Origin of the sequence: Streptomyces sp. G7(2002) (assembly GCF_028870195.1) — a bacterium.
Classification (GTDB): domain Bacteria; phylum Actinomycetota; class Actinomycetes; order Streptomycetales; family Streptomycetaceae; genus Streptomyces; species Streptomyces nigrescens.
Genome location: NZ_CP102609.1, coordinates 9,176,413 through 9,196,025, shown reverse-complemented (window position 1 = coordinate 9,196,025; position 19,613 = coordinate 9,176,413). Strand labels below are relative to the sequence as shown.

General features: G+C 67.9%; 15 protein-coding genes and 3 pseudogenes. 8 read left to right on the top strand and 10 right to left on the bottom strand.

The features are described 5' to 3' along the window. Positions 1–84: 84 nt before the first annotated feature. From NUT86_RS39665 to NUT86_RS39655, 3 genes are read right to left on the bottom strand one after another with little or no spacing between them, the layout of a single operon-like run. On the bottom strand, positions 85–870 hold the full coding sequence (locus NUT86_RS39665) for an SDR family NAD(P)-dependent oxidoreductase (protein ID WP_274740227.1): 786 nt from the start codon (positions 868–870) through the stop codon (positions 85–87). Between the two features lie 50 nt (positions 871–920). Next, positions 921–2,339 carry a cytochrome P450 gene (locus tag NUT86_RS39660; protein ID WP_274740226.1) on the bottom strand — a complete coding sequence of 473 codons (1,419 nt, stop codon included), beginning with the start codon at positions 2,337–2,339 and terminating at the stop codon, positions 921–923. Between the two features lie 28 nt (positions 2,340–2,367). Then, positions 2,368–3,900, bottom strand: coding sequence for a prenyltransferase/squalene oxidase repeat-containing protein (locus NUT86_RS39655; protein ID WP_274740225.1), 1,533 nt, complete (start codon positions 3,898–3,900; stop codon positions 2,368–2,370). Positions 3,901–4,198: 298 nt separating this feature from the next. Between NUT86_RS39655 and NUT86_RS39650 the strand changes: the two genes are divergently transcribed. The 5 genes and pseudogenes from NUT86_RS39650 (at position 4,199) to NUT86_RS39630 (ending at position 9,112) form a co-directional block, all read left to right on the top strand. Beyond that, positions 4,199–5,701 (top strand): DUF4334 domain-containing protein, encoded by a 1,503-nt coding sequence (locus NUT86_RS39650; RefSeq protein ID WP_274740224.1) that lies wholly within the window; start codon positions 4,199–4,201, stop codon positions 5,699–5,701. Positions 5,702–6,172: 471 nt separating this feature from the next. Continuing rightward, positions 6,173–6,412: pseudogene (locus NUT86_RS39645) on the top strand (VOC family protein); the annotation flags it as partial. A gap of 85 nt (positions 6,413–6,497) precedes the next feature. Continuing rightward, a pseudogene (locus NUT86_RS39640) lies at positions 6,498–6,659 on the top strand (phosphotransferase); the annotation flags it as partial. 182 nt (positions 6,660–6,841) lie between these two features. Beyond that, the gene (locus NUT86_RS39635) at positions 6,842–7,672 is read left to right on the top strand and encodes a M55 family metallopeptidase (protein WP_274740223.1); all 831 of its coding nucleotides are present in this window, start codon (positions 6,842–6,844) and stop codon (positions 7,670–7,672) included. A gap of 399 nt (positions 7,673–8,071) precedes the next feature. Beyond that, positions 8,072–9,112: a vWA domain-containing protein gene (locus NUT86_RS39630; RefSeq protein WP_093643952.1), complete on the top strand. Its 1,041-nt coding sequence runs from the start codon at positions 8,072–8,074 to the stop codon at positions 9,110–9,112. Positions 9,113–9,291: 179 nt separating this feature from the next. Here NUT86_RS39630 and NUT86_RS39625 read toward each other — a convergent pair whose 3' ends face one another. From NUT86_RS39625 to NUT86_RS39615, 3 genes are all read right to left on the bottom strand, one after another. Next, the gene (locus NUT86_RS39625) at positions 9,292–9,957 is read right to left on the bottom strand and encodes a TetR/AcrR family transcriptional regulator (RefSeq protein ID WP_274740222.1); all 666 of its coding nucleotides are present in this window, start codon (positions 9,955–9,957) and stop codon (positions 9,292–9,294) included. Positions 9,958–10,191: 234 nt separating this feature from the next. Then, positions 10,192–11,139 carry a glycosyltransferase gene (locus NUT86_RS39620; protein WP_229838472.1) on the bottom strand — a complete coding sequence of 316 codons (948 nt, stop codon included), beginning with the start codon at positions 11,137–11,139 and terminating at the stop codon, positions 10,192–10,194. Positions 11,140–11,851: 712 nt separating this feature from the next. Next, positions 11,852–13,126, bottom strand: coding sequence for an MFS transporter (locus NUT86_RS39615; protein WP_446750810.1), 1,275 nt, complete (start codon positions 13,124–13,126; stop codon positions 11,852–11,854). Positions 13,127–13,246: 120 nt separating this feature from the next. On the opposite strand from NUT86_RS39615, the gene NUT86_RS39610 reads away from it, so the two are divergent. Then, positions 13,247–13,699: a winged helix-turn-helix transcriptional regulator gene (locus NUT86_RS39610; protein WP_274740759.1), complete on the top strand. Its 453-nt coding sequence runs from the start codon at positions 13,247–13,249 to the stop codon at positions 13,697–13,699. A 494-nt stretch (positions 13,700–14,193) separates the two neighbouring features. Here the strand turns inward: NUT86_RS39610 and NUT86_RS39605 are convergent, their stop codons facing one another. Continuing rightward, entirely contained in the window at positions 14,194–14,436 is a 243-nt protein-coding gene (locus NUT86_RS39605; RefSeq protein WP_018093684.1) for a hypothetical protein, read from the bottom strand. A gap of 97 nt (positions 14,437–14,533) precedes the next feature. Between NUT86_RS39605 and NUT86_RS39600 the strand changes: the two are divergent. After that, positions 14,534–14,885, top strand: a pseudogene (locus tag NUT86_RS39600) (helix-turn-helix domain-containing protein); the annotation flags it as partial. 672 nt (positions 14,886–15,557) lie between these two features. On the opposite strand, the gene NUT86_RS39595 reads toward NUT86_RS39600, so the two are convergent. The 3 genes from NUT86_RS39595 to NUT86_RS39585 all read right to left on the bottom strand — a co-directional run bounded on the left by NUT86_RS39595 (position 15,558) and on the right by NUT86_RS39585 (position 18,103). Continuing rightward, complete coding sequence (locus NUT86_RS39595; protein WP_018093683.1) at positions 15,558–16,058, bottom strand: lamin tail domain-containing protein; 501 nt, start codon at positions 16,056–16,058, stop codon at positions 15,558–15,560. Between the two features lie 427 nt (positions 16,059–16,485). After that, a complete protein-coding gene (locus NUT86_RS39590; protein ID WP_148588175.1) occupies positions 16,486–16,836 on the bottom strand; it encodes a hypothetical protein in 351 nt (116 codons plus the stop codon). Positions 16,837–17,344: 508 nt separating this feature from the next. Continuing rightward, complete coding sequence (locus NUT86_RS39585) at positions 17,345–18,103, bottom strand: alpha/beta fold hydrolase (protein WP_274740757.1); 759 nt, start codon at positions 18,101–18,103, stop codon at positions 17,345–17,347. Between the two features lie 785 nt (positions 18,104–18,888). On the opposite strand from NUT86_RS39585, the gene NUT86_RS39580 reads away from it, so the two are divergent. Continuing rightward, positions 18,889–19,107 carry an EF-hand domain-containing protein gene (locus tag NUT86_RS39580; protein WP_018093680.1) on the top strand — a complete coding sequence of 73 codons (219 nt, stop codon included), beginning with the start codon at positions 18,889–18,891 and terminating at the stop codon, positions 19,105–19,107. Positions 19,108–19,613: the final 506 nt, after the last annotated feature.

Genomic DNA, 19,613 nt, shown 5'->3' with positions numbered 1-19,613 from the left:
GGGGACATTGGTGTTGCTGTACTCGGTTGCCTGGATGAGGTAGCGGTCTGCTGCCGCGGATCTTCCCGCAAGTGTTCCGGTCGGCTACTTGGCCAGGTAGCCGCCGTCGACGACATGGTCGCTGCCCGTCACGTACGAGGCGTCGTCGGACACCAGGAACGCGATGAGTGCGGCGACTTCGGCCGGCTGGGCGGTCCGCCGCAGGGGGACGGCGTTGAGGAGACCGTCGGTGGCTCCGGGCGGCAGCGAGGTGACCATAGGGGTGTCGACGATGCCTGGTGATACCGACACGACCCGGATGCCGTGGCCGGCGTATTCGCGCGCCGCGGTCCGGGTAAGGGCGAGGACACCCTGCTTAGCGGCTGCGTAGGCCGCGTGCCCTCGGAAGCCCGAATGTGCCGCTATCGAGGCGAGGTTGACGATGACACCACCCGTGGCGGTCATCGCGGGGAGCTGGCAGCGCATCGCGTGGAAGACGCCGTACAGGTTCACCCTCATCACGGTGTCGAAGTCGGCGGGCGGGAGTTCGGCCAGTGGGCTGAGGGGGCCGTTGATTCCGGCGCTGTTGACGGCGATCTGCAGGCCGTCGCGCAAGGTGGCGGTTTCCGTGACGACGCGGGTGACGCTGTCCGGGTCGGTGACGTCGATGCGGCGGGGCAGGGCCGTGCCACCGGCTGCGGTGATCTGCCGGGCCACACGGGTCGCGCCGTCCTCGTCGAGGTCCGCGATCACCACCACAGCGCCTTCCGCGGCCAGTCGCCGCGCACACGAGGCACCGATCCCGGAGGCGCCGCCGGTCACCAGGGCGACCCGGTCCCGTAGTCGACCGGGCTGCGGGCCGTCACCTGACGTCTGTGCGTGTGCTGGCATGTGCGGCTCCTGACAAAGTCTGTGGAGGGAAGTGTGAGAGGCCGTGCGGATCAGGACGGGCGGGCATGCGCCGTGAGCGGCAGCCGGTCCGGGCGCAGGACGGTGCCGACCAGGGTCCGCACGGGGGTGGAGCCGGCCGGTGTCAGGCGCCGGTGAGCGGTGAACGCGGCCAGCGCCAGGGTCAGTTCGGTCCAGGCGAAGTCTTCCCCGATGCACAGCCGGCTGCCTGCTCCGAAGGGCAGATAGGTGTGGCGCGGCGCCTTCGCGGCGGCGTCGTGCGACCAGCGCTCAGGGTCGAAGTCGTCCGGGTTCTCGTACAGTTGCGGATCGCGATGCAGGGCGTACGGACTGAAGAACACCTCGGCGCCCGGGGAGAGCCGTACGCCGCCGAGGGTGACCGGCCGCACCGCGCGGCGCATCAGCAACCACGACGGTGGATGCAGCCGCAGCACTTCGGTCAGCACCTGTCGTGTGTAGACCAGTGCGGGAAGATCCTCGAACCCGGGGGGCCGTCCGGCGAGAACGGCGTCGAGTTCGTCGTGGATCCGTCGTTGGACGTCGGGACGGCGGGAGATCTCGTGCAGCGCCCAGGCCAACGACGCGCTGACGGTGCCGGTACCGGCCAGGAACAGGGTGATCAGTTCGTCGGTCACTTCGGCGTCGGTCAGGCCACCGTCCGGGCCGCCCGTGGCCAGGAGCATCGAGAGCAGATCGCCACGATCCCGGCCGTCGGCACGGTATGTCTCGATGATGCGGTGCTGGACGGCCACCAGCCGGCGCAGCGGGCCGGCCTGCGGCGGCCGCCATCCCGCCGACAGCGGGAGGCGTTCCGCCCAGGCTTGCAGCGGGGAGAGGGCAAGGCGCATCGAGTGGTACTTGACGGACAGCCAGTCCTTGACAGCGGTGTGCAGTTCGGGGTCCTGGGGATCCGCGAAGAGGGTACGCAGCAGGATGTCGAGCGTCAGGCGGTGGATCTCCGGCACCAGGTCGAGAGTGGTACCGGGTTCCCAGACGGCGGCCCGTGCCAGGGACCGTTCGGACATGATGCGGGCGTAGCCGGCGATCCGGTCGTGGTGGAAGGCGGGTTGCATCAGCCGGCGGTGGCGGAGATGGCGGTCGCCGGCGGCAGTGATCAGCCCGTCGCCGAGAGGCACGCGCAGGGCGTCGAACATCGCGCCCTTGTCGAAGGCGCGGGCCTGCACGGTCAGCAACTCCCGGACGATCTCGTGTGAGTTGACGGCGTGTACCTGCCGGGGGCCGATGTAGATCTTCGTCACCGGTCCGTGGTGCCGCAGCTCGCGGAAGAAGCCCGGAGCATCACGGTGGATCCTCGGGGCGTGCCCGGCCAGCGGCACGCGGCCGGGGGCAACGGGGGCTTCGGTGGCGGCATCGGTGGGGGCATCAGTGGGGGCATCGGCGGCGGTACGACGTCCCGGTCCACCGGTCAGCCGTGCACCGATTCTGCTCATGCCGGTCCTTCTCGTACCCGGCCGCATGTCAGCCCTCCTCGTGAGCGGAGTCGGTGGCCACCGCAGCGGTTCGCAGACGGCGCTGCCCGGCAAAGAGGCCGCCGACGGCCAACGCATGGGTGTGGGTGGGGTAGTGCGTGAGGAGCGGTCGCGGGCCGTACATGAGCGGTACGCCCGGCCAGGTGCCGTCGTCGCGCTGAGTTTCCACAAGGTAGCCGAGCGCCGGTGCCCAGTGTTCCTCGTTGAGCAGGCCGCCGCGTTCCAGGGCCGCGAGCGCCAGTCCGGTTGCGGCAGGAGTGCTGGGGCCGGCCTCTTCGACGGGCCAGCCACCATCGGAATTACGGGTTTCGGCCAGAGTCCGGGCGGCGGGGTGGCCTCCCGCAGGTACTGCCGCGTCGAGGGCGGGAAGGACCTCGGCGGTGGCGTATGGCAGCCCCCGGTACCACCCGGCGTGCCAGCGTCCCTGTTCGCCGAGGCGTTCGGCAAGCCAGCCACGCGCCGCGGCCAGTTGCACGCGGTGGCGGCCGGAGTGGCGGTCCAGTGCGGTGACGACATGCGCCACCACGTCGTCCACCGGAGGGTCCCCGGCGGACTGCCAGGTCCGCCAGAGACCGTCGGCCGTCTGCTGCCGGACCAGGTGACGTAGCCCGGACCGGATCGTGGTGCCGGGCGCGCCGCTTGCGCCGCCCAGAGCGATCAGGACGGCCGCGGTGGTGTCATTGTCGGACTCGACGCCCAGCCGGTACGGCCAGCCGCCGTCCGGGTTCTGTGCCGCGACCAGGAACGCGACGGCGGCCGGAAGCCCGTGGCGGTCGAATTCCGCTGCGCCGTGGAAGGCGCGGACGGTCAGCGCGGTGTCCCAGACATCGCTGTGGGAAAAGCGCCAGGTCCCGTCAGCGAGTTGGCTGGTGAGAAGGTACTCCGCACAGCGGCGGGCGGCAGCCGTGCCGGGGGCGGCGGCCTGGAGCGCGAGCGCCGCGAGAGCGGTGGTGACCGGATTGGCGAAGAAGTCGCCCGCTGGGGACTGCTGGTCGGCGACCATTTTGGCGGCGTGCCGGGCGGACGTCCGGTCGCCGAAGTGGGTCTCCACCAGTGCGTGCGCAGACCAGACTTCCACCCGGGTCCAGCGCTTGAGCCGCCCCTGGGCTGCGACCGCGGTGGCCAGCAGGGTGCGCAGTGCGGCGGGACCGGTGCCGCCACTGATCGCTCGGCCGGTGTACAGGGCAATGGCCTGGAGGAGCCGGGCACGGGCCGACAGCGTCGGGTCCGCGAAGGAGGGGTGGCTCACGTCGATGGGGCCGCCGGTGTCCAGGGCCAGGGACAGCAGGGCGGTCTCTACGGCGTGGGCCACCGGATGGTGGTTCTGCGGGGCGGCACCGTTGGCGAGCCACGCCCTGCCCCGCTCGGCGGCTCGGTCGGCGCCGGGGTGGGGAGAGCGCGCCAGGGCCAGCGTGCACAGTGCGGTCTCAGTGATGCGAGGGTCGGGGGTGGCCAGCCATGAGCCGTTGTCCCGCTGGGTGGAGAGTGTGTGCCGGGTGGCGAGGGCCAGCGCACGGCTCACCCGTGTTGCGAGCGTGGGCGAGAGATGGGCGTCCGGTATGGACGGTAACGCAGGTCCTGTTGACATCTGACCCCTGTCTTCCCGAGTTCCGCTTCCGCTTCGTGGGCGTGCTTCACTGGCGTGACTCATCGTCGTGCTTCACCGGCGTGACTCATTGGCGTGGACGACGGCCCGACGCGCTGCTGGCCCGCCGGGGGCAAGCGAGGCGATGCGGCTGCGGCGCGTGCACCGGTCCGGGTGCATGCCGAAAAGCACGGAGCTCAGGAACACGCACGAGCGCGGGACGTAGCCTGACGGCGTGGACACTTCGCGACCGCACAGCCACCCTCCCCGGGAGATCGTCTCCATAGCGGACACATGCTCAGCCGCATTGCAGAGCATGCCGCGACTGGAGATCTGGCTCAAAGAGCTCGGGCTGCCCGTGGACACCGCACTGGTTCCCCTGATGTGCCTTCAGACTGCGTTCTTCACCCCTTGGCTGCCGCCGGAGACCTGCTACCAGATGTCCCGGCTCACGGTCTGGCTGATGGCGGTCGACAATGTCCTGGACGCACCGGACGCGGCGGATGCGGCGGATGCGGCGGACGCACCGGGTGCAGCGGACACCGTGGGCCCGGACAGGACCCCAACCCACGTCCGGGCCTGGCACCAGGTCCTCGCGAGGCGCGGCAGCGACAGCAGCGATCCCATGACGCGCGCTCTGGCGGAGATCGCCCGGGACCTGCACCGCGACGGCCGGCCCGAACTCACCGCCGTCTGGCGGAAAAGCATGCATCAGACGCTCATCGGCATGCAATGCGAACGCGAGACGGCCCGGACTGCGGCCGCCGGTGGCGGCGTGCCCCGGCTGACGGACTATCTCCGGCACGGCGCCTGGACCATTGGCGTCGAACAACAGGTCACCGCCCTGTGGGCCCTCATGGACGAGCCAGGTCTGCCCCGACGCCTTCCCGTGCTGCTCGGCGCGCTGCGCGAGGCCGCGACCGCCATCCGTCTGCTCAACGACCTGCGCGGCCACCAACGGGAACAGTCCGAGGGGAAAACCGACGCACTCGCCATCGGCCTGACCGAGCAGGAGGCGTACCAGCGCGCCGAGGCAGCGCTCGAAAGCTGCCGGCGGGCACTGGCTCCGCTCACAGCCGCCGGGTACGGTTCCGCGGTGGCACTGGAGCGGGTGGCGCTCTGGCACGCCCGGATGTACCACCGCTTCGACCCCGTACGACCCGGCCGGGCCGCCACCTCTTCCCTGCCGGGCGGACCGGGAAGCGCCGCGCACGCCCGGCACACCCCGTTCGTTCCCCAACCGAGGGAGGCCCCGGCCATGAGCATCGAGCAGGAAGTTCTGGACGTCATCGCGTCCGGAGGGCAGTGCGACAACGCGAAGCTGGCAGAGCTCTTCGACCGGCTCGAACCGGTCGACACCGCTCTCCTCCTCGGCACCTGGCAGGGTGGCGGGTTCGAGCACACCAGCGAGAACGCCGCGCTGCTGACGAAGATGCGGTGGTACGGCAAGCGGTTCGTCGACGCCGACCACGTGGAGCCGCTGCTGTGCCGCGACGAGGACGGGACGGTCTTCTCGTACGAGGAGATGGGCCTCGCAACATTGCATGAGGTCATCTACCGCGGCAAGCAGTCCACGGCGATGGTCTATGACCAGCTGCCCATCATCGACCATTTCCGCCGGCTCACCGACAACGTCCTGCTGTGCGTCATGGACAAGAAGGAATCCCCCACGGATTTCTTCTTCCACCTCACCCGCGTACCCGCGTCACTGCCCCAGCCATCCAGCGACGGCAAATAGCAAGCCAGCGAGCAGAGTTGGCGTCAGCGCCGCGACGCGTCAGGGCGATTCCACCGCACCGAGGAACCCGCCCGAACGGCACGGAGGGACGCGGCGAGTGCCGTGCGCATCCGTGATGTGGGTTGCTGAGATCCGTCTGACACGGCGACCCTGGCGCCAACCTGCTGGCCCTTGCGTCCCCAGCACCACTCTCTGATGAACCATCAGGAAAAGTCGCCATCGAGTCAGCATCAACCCTCCCAGGACCTGGTTCCAGTCAGCCACACGTGCAGTGGCCGCGCCCGGCGGGCCATGGCTCGCCAACGGGCCCCTCCGGCCCCCTGGCACACATCATCGCCCTCGTCATGCTCACCCTCGCCGGAGACAAACCCACCGCCAGAGCCATACATACAGCAGGAGAGCCTGAACTCGCACGCCTGCCCAATGGGGGATCACCGAAGGTATGCGGCATGACGCTGCAGCCCCAGCCGGGAACCCGTGGGCTTCGACTGGCCGGACCCGTCCGCCGTCTGCATCGATCTCGTCCGCGTCCCGGACCCGGAGACGGTGAAGTGCCGCGTGCACATCGAGCTCACCACCACCTCCGACGCCCATCAGGCGGAGTTGGTCGCACGTCTGAAGGAGCTCGGGGCGACGCCCGCCGATGTGGGCCAGGGCGATGCGCCGTGGACGGTGATGGCCGACCCGGCGGGGAACGAGTTCTGCGTCCTCGGCCGGGGCTGACGCGAAACTCCGTCCGCGCCCTCATGGCGGTGCGGCAGTGCGCGACGCAGGGCCCCGCCCCCGGCCGCCCGCACCCGCACCCGCACCCGCACCCGCACGAAGTGCACGGGGTGGCGCCCTTAGCGGCATCCACATCGGACACGCCGGCGTCCACGGCCGCCCCGGAGGCAAGCCCACCTGGGGCCCACCCGTACATAGCGCCCTGCGACACCTCATCACGGCGGCCCGTGGCTGATTTGCCTCCCACCGTCGCACCACGTCAGTAGCTGTGGCACCTGGCTGCCTGCAGTGCAGGTCATGAGCTCGAAGCATTCGTGCCCACCCAGGCCGAAATCAGGGTGGTCGCGAGCTGGTCAAGGAACCAGAGGAGGAGCGCCAGGCGTCTCCAAGTGATCAAGAGCTTGAGGAGAGGGCGCGGTGCGAATCTATATCAGTGCGGACATGGAAGGCGTCACGGGGCTCGTCGACGCCGACGATGTCCAGCCCAGCGGCCGGGACTACGAGCGTGGACGACTGATGATGGCGGAGGATGTCAACGCGGCCGTCCGTGGCGCCGTCGCGGCCGGCGCCACCGAGATCACCGTCAACGACGCGCACGGCCCGATGCGCAACATCTTGCCCGAGTCCCTGCACCCGGCAGCCCGCCTCATCCGCGGCAAGCCCAAACACATGGGCATGCTCGAAGGTCTCACCGCCGAGCAGGACGCCATGATCTGCGTCGGCTACCACTCCCGGGCGGGTGCGCTCGGCGTGCTGAGCCACAGCTTCATGGGCCACGAGATCGAAGACATGTGGCTGGACGGCCGACCGGTCGGTGAAATCGGCCTGGCCCACGCCACCGCGGCCGCCATCAGCGTTCCGGTGGCGGCCCTCACCGGTGACGACTTCGCCTGCGCAGAGATGACGGAATGGGACGCCTCGGTGAGGACCGTGGCCGTGAAGTGTGCGCGGGACCGGTTCGCTGCAGATCTGCGCCCGGCGGACGAAGCGCGTGCGGCCATCGAAAGAACGGTCACCGCCAGTCTCTCCGCAACACCGAGCGTATTCACTGCTGCTGCGGCCCGTTCCACTCTCGCGGTCCGCTGGCAGTCGGCTTCAGTGGCCTCGACGCTCCTGGGAATCCCGGGAGTCACCTCGACAGATAGCCGAACCGTCCAGGCTCAGGGCACTCTGCCCACCCTTTATCGGCTGTTCGGCGTGTGGATGCGGGTGGCAGCATCCCTGACCAACCAGCCACCGTACTGCTGACCTTCCCGGCCGCGGTGGTTGCTGGCGGAGTCCGCGTCAGGTCAGGCCAGTGCGGGTTCAAGAGTGTTACAGCGCGATGCGGAGGTGTGCTGAAGATGGGGGCGCCAGCTGATTCGCGCGGTGGCAGTGTGCTGGACCCGTGGCAGGCGTGGCGCGCCTTGGTGAAACGTGGTTCGGCTTGCGGACTGGTTCCCGCATGACGCGCGGACGCCCCGGTTCAGGCTGGTCGGCTCTCTCCTCGGACCGCCCGCTCATGCGGCAGGTGTGACGGCCCTGGGCCCGGATCTTGTCTCGTGGAGCGTCCGGGCGCTTCGGGGCTGCCTCCACCTGGACTCCAAGGTCGATTGTCAGTGGTGGGTGCGACGATGGGTGCATCGACTCGGAAAAGGGGGAGCGGTTATGTCCGGAAGCCAGAACTACATCAATCACGTTGCTCTTGTGTTGGATGCCAGTTCGTCCATGTCACACCTGAGCCGCAAGGTCGTCGAAGTCGCCGACCAGCAGATTGCATATCTGGCCCGCCGATCGCAGGAACTGGACCAGGAAACCCGCGTTACGGTGTACGTCTTCGCAGACAAGGTGGAGTGCGTCATCTACGACAAGGACGTGCTGCGGATGCCGTCCCTGAAGCAGCTGTACCGAGTTGGTGGAATGACGGCTCTGCTGGCCGCCACGCTGAAGTCGCAGAAGGAGCTGGCGCAGACAGCTCAACTTTACGGCGACCACAGCTTCCTGACGTTCGTACTGACTGACGGACAGGAGAACGCAAGTCATCGCTGTTTGGATGCCCCTGCCAGGGATCCGCGTGAACTGGTACAGGCCGTGGCCAAGATGACCGAGACACAGGCGGACAACTGGACGCTGGCCGTCCTTGTGCCGGACCAGATGGGCAAGCGCGAGGCCATGCAGTGCGGTTTCCCGAAGGACAACATCGCCATCTGGGACGCCACGAGCACACAGGGTCTGGAAGAGGCCGGCCAGGTCATCCAGGAGGCCACCGAGAAATTCATGGTGGGCCGCACCCAGGGCATCCGGGGATCGCGGGCGGTGTTCTCTACAGGCGCCGAGGCTGTCAACAAGGACACCATAGAGGCAGCCGGTCTCACCCCGGTGAATCCGTCCGAATACCAGCTGATTCCGGTGGCTCGCGAAGCGACGATCCGGGACTGGGTCGTCGAATGCGGGCACACTTTCCGTACCGGCTGTGCGTTCTATCAGCTGAGTAAGTCGGAGAAGATCCAGGCACGAAAGCAGATTGCGGTGCTGGAGAAGAAGTCGGACCGGGTGTACACGGGTCCGGAGGCCCGGGCCCTGCTCGGCCTGCCGGACATGGAAACTCGCGTCAAGCCGGATCACAACGACGACTTCACGATCTTTGTGCAGAGCACCAGCGTGAACCGGAAGCTGGTACCGCACACACGGCTACTGCTGATGAGCTGACGTCTGAAAAGCCCCGCCGGTCCGACTGGCGGGCTCCCCAGGCAGGCAGGCCGACTCACCGCGAGGGCTCTCTTCCACGTCCTTGTCGGGCTGGTCAGCGTTCAGTCCCTCATCGAGCTCGTCAGCCGGTGAGGGACTGAACGACGCCGCGGGCCCGGTTCGTTGAACGCGAAGGTGGCTCACATCTCCGGAGCAATGAGGCTACGGAGCAGCGGAGTGGCGATCCGCACGATGTCCTCCACGTCTGCCTCGGCCAGGTCGGGAAGGTGCAGCAGATGGCGCTGGGCGGCGAGGCCCATCATGATCGCGCTGAACAATGCGGCACGCAGTCGCGCGTCGGGGGCATCGATGGTGGCGGCGATGTGATCGGTGACTTGCACGGTGAGATGCCGACGCAGCAGCTCTGCCGCTTCGTCGCTCGTCATGCTGGTCCGCAGGAGCACTGCCATGGGGCTGTCCGGATCCGCCGCCCAGGTGTCCAGCATGCTGCGCAGGCGGTTCTCCACCGTCTGGCCGGGGTCGCTGGTGGTGAGTTCGTCGTGGGGGATCTGCCAGTGGACGGCCTCGCGGAACAGGTCCTGCTTGCTGCCGAAATACTGGATTACGGAGGACTTGTCCACCTCAGCTTCGGTCGCGATGGCGCGGATGGTGGCGCGCTCGTAGCCGACCTCCGCGAACTTCCGCCGTGCGGCCGTCAGGATGCGCCGACGTGTGCGCTCGCCTTTGCGCTCCGGAAGGGCTGCGTCCTCGGCCGGGCCCCCTGGGCCCACTTTCCGCTGCGCGGCCTGTCCGGGCGCATGCACGGCCTGTCCGGGCGCATTCGTCACTGCATCGGCGCAGGTCAAGTCGGCCTCCTTTCCGGTGCCGGTCCTGATGCTACAAGCACCTCCGGGCGGCGCCGAGTACTTGGAGACGGCAGATCGGAAGGCTCCGCAGAGGGAGGAGCCGATGCTGTTGCAGGGTGAGGGCCGGCTCCCACCGCTACTGCACTCCGGCCGGTGGAGTCCCAACGGCCGGAGTGAGAGGCAGCGGTTCGGCGAATCCGTCACCGTAGTGGTGTGCGGAGGAGAGCCGCCGGCTCAGGCGACCAGCGCCGCTGCGTCCTCCACCAGCCGGTTGAGGTCCGGCAGAGCATGGGACCGGCGCTGGAGTCCTTGGGCGCGGGACCGGTAGGAGCGGTCCTCCAGTACGTTGCGCGCCGCCTCGGCCAGCGAATTGCGGGTGACGTCCTGGACGTCTATCCGCGTCCCGACGCCCAACTGCTGCAGTCGGCCCGCATTGTGGGACTGCTCGGCGAACAACGGCACAGCCACCATGGGGACTCCGGCTGCCAGCGCCTCCCGGGTCCCGTTGAATCCAGCATGCGTAATGAACAGATCGCTGGACCGGAGCAGCAGTTCCTGCTGGACGAACGACGTCAGATGGACGTTGTCGGGGCGTGCTCCGTCCCACTGCCGCGGGTCGCGGTCCGCCCCCAGGGCCACGACACCGGTGACGGGCAGCTCTCCGAGAGTCTCGACGATGGTCTCCAGCAGAGTCTGAGCGCCGCCAGGAAGCCGGGTGGCGTTCGAGCCGAGGGTGGCGAGGACGAGCGGCCGGTCCGTGGAGAGTTGGGCGATATCCGGGTCGAGGGCACCCTGTGCCGACTGGGCGGGGACCTGGTAGTAGCGGGCGCTGGGCAGTCGGCTGTCCGTGGGGTAGAAGTCCTCCGGAACCACTCCGGCGCGGAACGCGCGGAACGTGTGCCAGGCGTCGCTGACCGGTGCCAGGCCGAGCTTCCCGCGTTGCCGGTTGAGTTCCTCCGTCACGACGGGATGGGCATAGGGCGCCATCGGCGCGATGTCCAGAGCGCCGTGTGGGATGCCGAGGCATTCCGCCGCCAGATAGCCGCCGTACTCCGTCGACTCGTGGAGGATCAGGTCCGGTTGCCAGCTCCGCGCCACCTCGAGGAGGTCTTGGGCGCCGGCCTCGGCAAGGTGCCCGACAAAGGCCGAAGCGAAGAATTCCGGCGACAGCTCGACGGTCACGGAACCGGCCTTCTCCATGCCCGGCGGGGGCCGGAGCCTACCCCCCTGGAGCGCTTCCCCCATCGACTGGACGTTGGGCAACGTCAACGCGGTAAGTCCGCGCTTCTCGATGTGCTGGACAACTCCGGCTCCCGTGGCGACGGCTACCTCATGACCTGCCTCTTTAGCTCTCTCCGCCACTGGGAGCACCAGGGGGGCGAGGTGCGAATAGATTGCCTGTGCAGTGATGAGAATGCGCATGATGCTCGCTCTCCACGATGCGGTGCAGGCGCCACGGTGTGGGCCCCGCCCCGGACTTCACGGCCGATTTCCCAAAAAATAAACGCTTGTTGAGAATCTATCACTCGCCCTTCGCGCCCCCTTCAGGCCCCTGCAACACCCGCTCGTGCTCGCGTGCTTGCGCCCACGCCCACTGGCTTCCCGCCCGGCGAGGGAGCAGCGGAAGCGAAGCGATCAACGCCGTCTCCCCGCGGCACATCTGAAACCTGCGAAGGAAGTGAGCCGGATTGCCGAGCGCCACGCACCCGCAACCCGGTGCCCTGCGCGCGAGTGGAAGCGAGCCGCCGAACCTCCCCGTCCGACCACCAGGTTCGTGCCGACCTTTCGGGTGCTCGACGGGCGAGGCACACACGGGTGGATGTTTTGCGACCTGAGTGCACCGCCGGGCAGCCAAGTCCCGCCCCGTACCCCTGACTTTGTTCGGCGAGAACGCTCAGGTTCCGCTGCGAGAGGTCACCTCGGCGGCGGGGTCCGGAGTGCCGTGCCGAGTGAACGCCCACAGCACGAGCCCGAGGCAGCTGAACGTGGCACCCAGTGCGCATACGGCGCCCCAACCGGCCACCGTGTAGAGGGAGGTCGCGGCGATGGCGCCGGTGGCGCTGCCGATCGAGTAGAAGACCATGTATCCGCCGATCAGCCGGCTGCCCGCTTCCGGGTGCAGCGCGTAGATCAGGGTCTGGTTGGTGACATGGACCGCCTGCACGGCGAGGTCGAGAAGGATCACCCCGACGACCAGCGCCCAGAGCGAGCTGCGGGTGAAAGCCAAGGGCAACCACGAGACGGCGAGCAGTGTCAGGGCGATGCCGGTGGTCCGCCGGGAGAGTCCGCGGTCGTTCAGACGGCCCGCCGCGGTCGCGGCCAGGGCGCCGGCGACACCGATCAGCCCCAGCGCCCCGATCGCGCTGTGGGGCAGGAAGTGCGGGGCCTCGCTGAGCGGCAGCGCGACGCTGCTCCACAGGGTGCTGAAGGCGGCGAAGACCAGCAGACCGAACAGGGCCCGGAGCCGCAGCAGTTGTTCCCGTGCGAACAGGGTGATCGTGGAGCGCAGGAGCTGTCCGTAGCGCAGAGTTGTCGGGGGAGCGTCACTGTGGCGCGGCAGCACTCGGTACAGGACCAGGGCGAGCAGAGCGGTGAGCGAGGCCGAGGCGAGGTAGACGGAGCGCCAGCCCGCGAGATCGGCCATGAGGCCGGATGCGGTGCGGGCGAGCAGGATTCCGATGACCACGCCGCTGGTGACCAGACCGACGACCCGTCCGCGCCCGGCGGGAGGGGCCAGTGATGCCGCGAAGGCCACCAGCGTCTGCGTGACGACCGCGAGAAGCCCCGTCGCGGCCATGCCCACGAGCAGGATCGCCGCCGTGTGGGCTGCGGCCACCACGGCCAGCGCCACCACCAGGAACAGTAACTGGGCCACGATGAGCCGCCTGCGGTCGGCCACGTCGCCCAGCGGTACGAGGAAGAAGAGTCCCAGCCCGTATCCGACATGCGTGAGGGTGACCACGCTGCCGACAACTGCCGGACTCATGCCGAGGTCGTGGCCCATGGTCACCAAGAGCGGCTGAGAGAAGTAGACGTTGGCCACCGCGGCCCCGCACGCGACGGCGAACAGCATGACGACGCCACGGGACAGGACGAACATGGAACCTTCCCCGCTTTCCCCGCTTCGCGCCTCGGTCCGTCGCGTCACAGCCTCACTTTTGCCGGGCATCAGCACAGCCACCCCTCCGCACATCTGGTTTCATCTTGCTACCAACAATGGCGACGGTGACGGTAGCCTTTTAGGTAGCATGTTGCAACCATCGTGAGACTGAGGGACGTGAGGGACGCCATGGTGACCAGGACGCGCTTCGACGACAGCGAATGTCCCGTCGCCCGGTCGGTGGACGCGATCGGCGACTGGTGGTCCCTGCTGATCGTGCGGGACGCCTTCGACGGAAGCCGGCGCTTCGGGGAGTTCCAGCGCAGCCTCGGCGTGGCGAAGAACATCCTCACCGCGCGACTGCGCACCCTGGTCGCCGGCGGCGTCCTCGAATCCGTCCCCGCCTCGGACGGCAGCGCCTACCGCGAGTACGTACTGACGCCGAAGGGCAAGGCGCTCTTCCCCGTCATCGTGGCACTGCGACAGTGGGGCGAACAGAACTTCTTCGCCCCCGGCGAACCACACTCACAGTTGGTAGACCGCCGACAGGGACATCGCCTCCGCGCACTGGAAGTGCTCTCTGCGGACGGACGACGACTGAACCCCGACGACACCACCGTCCACAAGGTCTCCGCCCAGTGATCCGAGCCGGAGTCGACCGCCTTTGTGAAGGCGTCCTTATCGACCGCATGGTGCTGCTCGTTGAGGCCTGCTGCTCCGGTGCTTCCCAGCGGACCGCTGCCCGCCGTCCGCTGCCCGCTGCCCGCCGTCCGCCGTCCGGCTTACGTCAATGGCCTCTGCGCCAACTCGCCATCGACTGCGAGAGCACCAACGTGGAGTCAAGCGGGTGTAGTACGCGGAGTGGGCTCAGCGCCGCCCCACTTGCACGTAGGCGTGGGCATTACACAGATCCACAAGTGAGGTTCTGAATGCACGGGAGACGCCGCCAGTGCGCTCCTTTACGACAGGGGGTACGGCCCCGGACCGGCCGCTACAGACGGCCGGCCGGGTATACGCCGCCGTGGCTTCCTCAGGCTTGCCCCACGGACAGGCGGACGAGGTGGTGAGCGCACCGGTGGCTGCTGCCCCCCTCGAACTTCTGGAGGACGTGGCTGAGTTAGGGAGGGCTATGCGGGCTAATCGTCGATGCACTTGGGGTACTTCGAGCCCCGGTAGCAGTCGTGGTAGTCGTACTTGCTGACCCGGAACTTCTTCGCCTTCCCCTCCTTCTTGGGATCGACGACCAGGTAGAACTTCTTCCCGTCCTTGGACTTGTCAGTGACCCGGCCCTCAGGGCCTTGACCAAAGTCCTGCGCGCACCCGGCGAGTGCGAGGGCGGCAACTGCCACGAGGACGGGGGCGAGGATAAGGCGACGCATGTCGTGCTCCGATCAAACTTTGAGACGACGGCAGTCTAGGAGGTCGGCTGACCAGCAGAGCAGGCAGGGCTACCCGCTTCCACCGACGAGCAAGGCTCGACGAGGGCGACCGTGGGAGCTTCCGATCGAAGATCGCATATTGCTGGTCGCGGCGTACTAACGCACGAACTTGACGTTGTGCCAGCTAGCTCCGCTGTTCGGTATCTCGAAGTCCACGATCGACCGAGTCATCGACCACCTCGGGCCGCTTCTCGCGCTCCAGCCACGCAAACGGTTCCCGGTTCCGCAGGGACACCGTGCTCATCGTGGACGGCCCCCTGGTGCCCATCCGCGACCGCTCGGGGTGGCCGAGCAGTCGAAGAACTATCGCTACGCCACCGTCCACCAGGTCGTCATCGACGCCGACAGCCGCATGGGAGTCGCGGTCGCCCAGCCCCTACCAGGCAGAGAATTCGACTCAACTACGCAGTCCTGGACTGCGACTTCGATGTGCAAGGCAGCTCGGGACAGATGCGGACCACGGCATGAGTCTTCGCTACGCCGGCCGCCATACCGGCGGGCGTCCTCACGTCCCGAATACCCCGAATACCTCGAAGGCGTCACCGCACAAGCCGCCGAGGCCCGCTCCAAGGACCGCCGACCGTCGCCGGGTCAGGAAGATCGCCCTCTAGATGGACTGGGCGCCTGCCTCGCGTTGTCCATCGCCGTCCTCATCAGGCTGGCGCATGGCTGCTACGAGTTGGACCACCCACCCAGCGGCTGGTGCCAGGACAACTCAGCCGTCTGCGTGCACTTCTGACAACTCAGGCCCGGAGGTACGGAATAGCGCCGCCAGGCCATCGCGCAGTGCGGGTGCCTCTCCGACCTGGTGAGCACCTCGCCACGTCGGCTGCAGGCTGTCGTCTACGTGCGCCCGGCACTCCGCGTCAGCTCGTCGCATGAGGGGCGGGCTAGAGCAGCGACGTGGAGTACGAGCGGGCGCAGCACGTGGAGTTGGGTACAGCGGATTCCCGCTGCAAGCGCGGCACAGGGACATGGCAGTGCGCCGCAGGGCAGGAACCTGCGGCGCACCGTGGGTGGCTGGTGAGACGGCATCAAGCCTCACCGGCCGGTTGGGGAGGTCAGTGGCTGTGACCCCAGTGACCGTGGTGCCCGCCGTGGCGGCCCCAGCTTTCGAAGTCGACGATGCGGCGGTGGTCGTTGCGCAGGATGGCGGTGTCGTTGTTGTCCCACACGTAGGTGCGGCGGTCCTGGTAGAGGTCCCAGCGGTTGTCGCGTCCGATGCCGGTGTGGACACGGACCTGACTGTGGCCCTTCAGGCGCACATTGCCGAAGCGGTAGGTCTGCCCGGAGCGGTCGGACAGGGTCCATCCACGGAGGTTGACCGCGCGGTGACCGGTGTTCTTCACCGTCACATATTCCGCGTTCAGACTCCGGTTGGAGTGGTCGTCGCGCCCGGGGCTGTCGTACTGGATCGCTCCGAGACTCACCGCCGAGCGGTGGTGGTGCGGGGCCGGAGCGTGGTGGCCGTGGCCGGCCGCGGCGGCCGGGAGGACAGCAGTGGCCGCGAGAGCCGCAGAGCCGAGGACCGCGGCGGCGATACGTGAAGCGTTACGGGACACGAAAACCCCCTGGATACGACGCCACAGCGGGGCGCCGGAAACCGGATACCCGGCCGGTTTGACCGGGCCCCCACACAGTGACCGCCCGTCATGCCTTGACGGAAGAAATCCGGTTTGGTGTTACAAAACACGGACATATACACAACCCCATCAAGCCAGGCGCACACTCCCCCGCGCCCATCAGCCCCAATGCGACGCCCTCTACACGCATCCAGGCGCCCCAAGGGATTACCGACAAATCACGCATGGGGCCCGCTCAAGGATGTCGAGAGCTAGTGCCGTATCAGGCAATGTTTGCCCTGTTGCGACGTGACGTGCCGTTCGGATGCCGGCTCGGGCGGCGAGGTGTTGAAGGCAATGCGGGTGATAGAACGAGTACGCGCCACGCGAGATTGATAACGCTGAAGCGCGACGTCCGCTGGTTCCACTAACGACGGGCGGTCTCCTGCACGCTGAGCAGCAACCCGTCCTCCATTACGGCAGTCACCACCCGCACGCCGACGACGGAGCCGTCCACGATGTGGCGCTCCAGGAACCGGTACACCTCGGGGGTGATACTGGTGACTTCCTCGACCTGGATCGACAAGCCAGGCTGGCTGCCGCCCGCACTACGCAGGGATTCTCGTAGCGTCTCAAGGTCGAGGATCGCTCCATCTGTCGTCACGAGCACGAAGGACTCGTGGTGTGCGCCCAGGAATGCGTTGAGGCTTTCGGCCTCTCCGTCCCTCAGCCACGCAGTCAACTGGTCATGGTGTCGGGCCAAGAAGTTTCCGTTCATCCCCCAACTGTGGCAGCTGAGGCCTACCGACCGACGGGCTGGGGAGCGATATCGCACCAGGGCGAACGACGGCTGATGCGGCACTAGCGCGGCGGCGACGAATTGGACTCCGACGGCGCCCACGGGCAATTCCCAGAAGTCCGACGTCGTCCCTTTCCGCCGGCAACCCCACCACACTCACCCTCGGCGACCACACCGAACTCGCCCTCCGCAAAGGCCCCGAAGACAACCCCAAAGCCACCCGCTAGATCCCCTCGGCAGCGGCCACCAAGTCGTCCTGGCCGACGACGGCAGCTACGCCGTCGCCCTCGCCGACCACTACGGCACCAAGCCGACTACCTGGCCCGGCTCCAAGGGCTACGTCGGCGGCACCGACGACGCTGGCCTCACGCGCCTCGGTGCCCGCGAATACGCCCCAAAGACCGGACGCTTCCTCTCCGTCGAACTCGCCGATTGCAAAGGGTCAGGCTATGAAGCCGCCGGTGACCGAGCAGGTGGCAACGGACGGCTATCGAGTGTCGCCGTCCAGGAGATCGGTCAGGTCGGCGAAGGCCTTACGGACCGCCTGCGGGTTCTCGATCCAGGGAAAGTGGCCGGCACCGTCGATCGTGCGTTGCAGGACGCGGGGCTGGTCGAAGGCGTCGTCGTCCTGCCAGAGACGCTGGTCGACCACGTGATCTTCGGCGCCGCTGACGATCAGCGCCGGAAGCCTGTTGTGCGGCTTCCAACGGGCTTGGTAGGTGTCGTCGAAGTGGGCGTCGGCCCAGGCCACCGCGTCATGACAGTAGGCGAGGTCTTCCAGTGCGGCGCGACCCGCGGCCAGTCCCTCGGGTGTGAAGTTCCATGGCGCGGCGGCGAGGGTGAGCGTGCGCAGGGTCTCGTCGTTCGGGTCCCGGGCGTAGTCCCCGGCTGCCGTGTCCAGGCCGCGGATCGGATGGGCTTCGGCCCACCGGGCGAAGGACGGGCGCCAGCCGGCGTGCGGAGCGCTGCTGACCAGGACCATTCCGACAAGCTGCTCTTCCAGCTCGGGGACGGAGAGGATGAACATCCCACCGGTGGAGTGGCCCACCATGACCACCTCGTGCAGTGCCTGGGCCGCTTCGGCGAGCACGTCTGGCCACCGCTCGTAGGGGTGGTCAGGCACTTCCGGCATGCCACGGTTGGAACCGTCTCCCGGCAGGTCGACCAGCCATACCGTGCCCGGTACCTCGGCCGCACGGGCCAACCCGAGCACGGACTCGGATCCCAGACCAGGGCCGCCGGGCACAAACAGCCAGTTCCACCGCCCCTCGCGCTGCGAGACGCGGCGCAGCCTGACCCCCGACCGCGTCCAGCGATCCTGGCCTTGCACCCCCACGCCGCCTCACCCTTCCTCACCCGAACTTGCGCACTTGCGACTTGCGAACTTGCGAACTTCGGATCCATGCAACCAGAACCCGGACGCTCTACCGCCCGCCGGGCCGAGCAACCATTCAGACAGCCCCGCCACCGCACAGCTCGCCGCAGCGCCAGCACTGCTCCGCGTACGCCAGGAAGCCATGTCAGGTTCTCGCCCGCGGGCTGTTCGGCGCTGGCCCAGAAGCCGGGCCGACGGCCGCGCCGAGAGCGATGCCGGCGCGGTCGGCTGCCCGTCAGCGACGCCGGGGTGACCGGTCCGCCGTGCACACACCAACGCTAGTTTCTTCGACATAGTGGCGTGGAACGGTGACCGACGCCGTGGCGCAGGTGTGTCCGATCAACCCGGTGATCGACCTGGCGCCACGCGCCGGGACAGGCGCGTCGGCGTATGGGCATGACAACGGGCCATGCCCGTACCGGTGGGGCGAGTTGATGTCCTGACACGGGTCTTCCGCGGTGCTTCCACCGGCGGAGAGACGGCATCTCCGCTGGTGGGTTCTCATCAGCGAGCTCCTGCGTCGCGGTCGCGGTGCAGGCATGAGCCCTGGAACGAGTTCGGCCCGCAACAGCCAGGCAGGTTGGGCCGCGCCCTCGTCGCTCTGGGCGGACGGATAATCTGGGCCCGTCAGCGAAGATCGCAGAAGGGCGGAGCACATGGCAGACATCATGGAGACGGCGGCGCGGAAGGTCTTCGAGCGCTATGACATCGACGGGGACGGCCTGGTCACCGCGGACGAATACCGGAAGGTCGTGGCGGAGTTGGAGGGCTCGGAGATCACCGAGTCGGAGGCCCAGGCACTGATCGACTCGCTCGACACCGACAACGATCGCCAGATGTCGTTCGAGGAGTTCTGGGCGGCCATGAATCGCTGAAAATCCCGCGCCCGGCGTGTGAATGCCGCAGGCGGTGTGGCACTTTCCCGTCATCGCGTGGATCGTGGACGACGCAAAGCGAGGCCATGCCCGTATTCCCGCAAGAGCTCCGGCTTGAGAAGGAATGCAAGTGCCAGGAGAACGACTGGAATGTGCACGGGATGAGCAGCGTACGGACCGTCCTGATGTCCGCCGTGCCCAATATGGGCCGGCGGCGCTACAACGGCTCTGATCTCGAATCGGATCCCTGGGCTGCAGTAGCCGCGGATGGTGGTTGAGCCGGCCGAATACACCAGTACGCGCAGACCCCGGGCCGTCAAGAACCCGGGGTCTCGTGCTGTCAGGGCTCGAACTCGGGAAGGCAAGCCAGGCCGGTGTCGAGCATGATGCGGTCGAGCGTCTCGGTGAGGGTGTGAGGGTCTGGCGGCGTCGATGACTGAGGCGTATAACGCCATCCCCATCCTCAAAAGAGGAACGCTTGCCTCGCCATCGCTAAAATCACCCCT

What these genes read in the sequence shown, in the direction of transcription:
- NUT86_RS39630 (WP_093643952.1), top strand. Translation starts at nt 8,072, where the DNA reads ATGTCCGGAAGCCAGAACTACATCAATCACGTTGCTCTTGTGTTGGAT.
- NUT86_RS39580 (WP_018093680.1), top strand. Translation starts at nt 18,889, where the DNA reads ATGGCAGACATCATGGAGACGGCGGCGCGGAAGGTCTTCGAGCGCTAT.
- NUT86_RS39615 (WP_446750810.1), bottom strand. Translation starts at nt 13,126, where the DNA reads ATGCCCGGCAAAAGTGAGGCTGTGACGCGACGGACCGAGGCGCGAAGC.
- NUT86_RS39605 (WP_018093684.1), bottom strand. Translation starts at nt 14,436, where the DNA reads ATGCGTCGCCTTATCCTCGCCCCCGTCCTCGTGGCAGTTGCCGCCCTC.
- NUT86_RS39590 (WP_148588175.1), bottom strand. Translation starts at nt 16,836, where the DNA reads ATGAACGGAAACTTCTTGGCCCGACACCATGACCAGTTGACTGCGTGG.
- NUT86_RS39610 (WP_274740759.1), top strand. Translation starts at nt 13,247, where the DNA reads ATGGTGACCAGGACGCGCTTCGACGACAGCGAATGTCCCGTCGCCCGG.
- NUT86_RS39660 (WP_274740226.1), bottom strand. Translation starts at nt 2,339, where the DNA reads ATGAGCAGAATCGGTGCACGGCTGACCGGTGGACCGGGACGTCGTACC.
- NUT86_RS39665 (WP_274740227.1), bottom strand. Translation starts at nt 870, where the DNA reads ATGCCAGCACACGCACAGACGTCAGGTGACGGCCCGCAGCCCGGTCGA.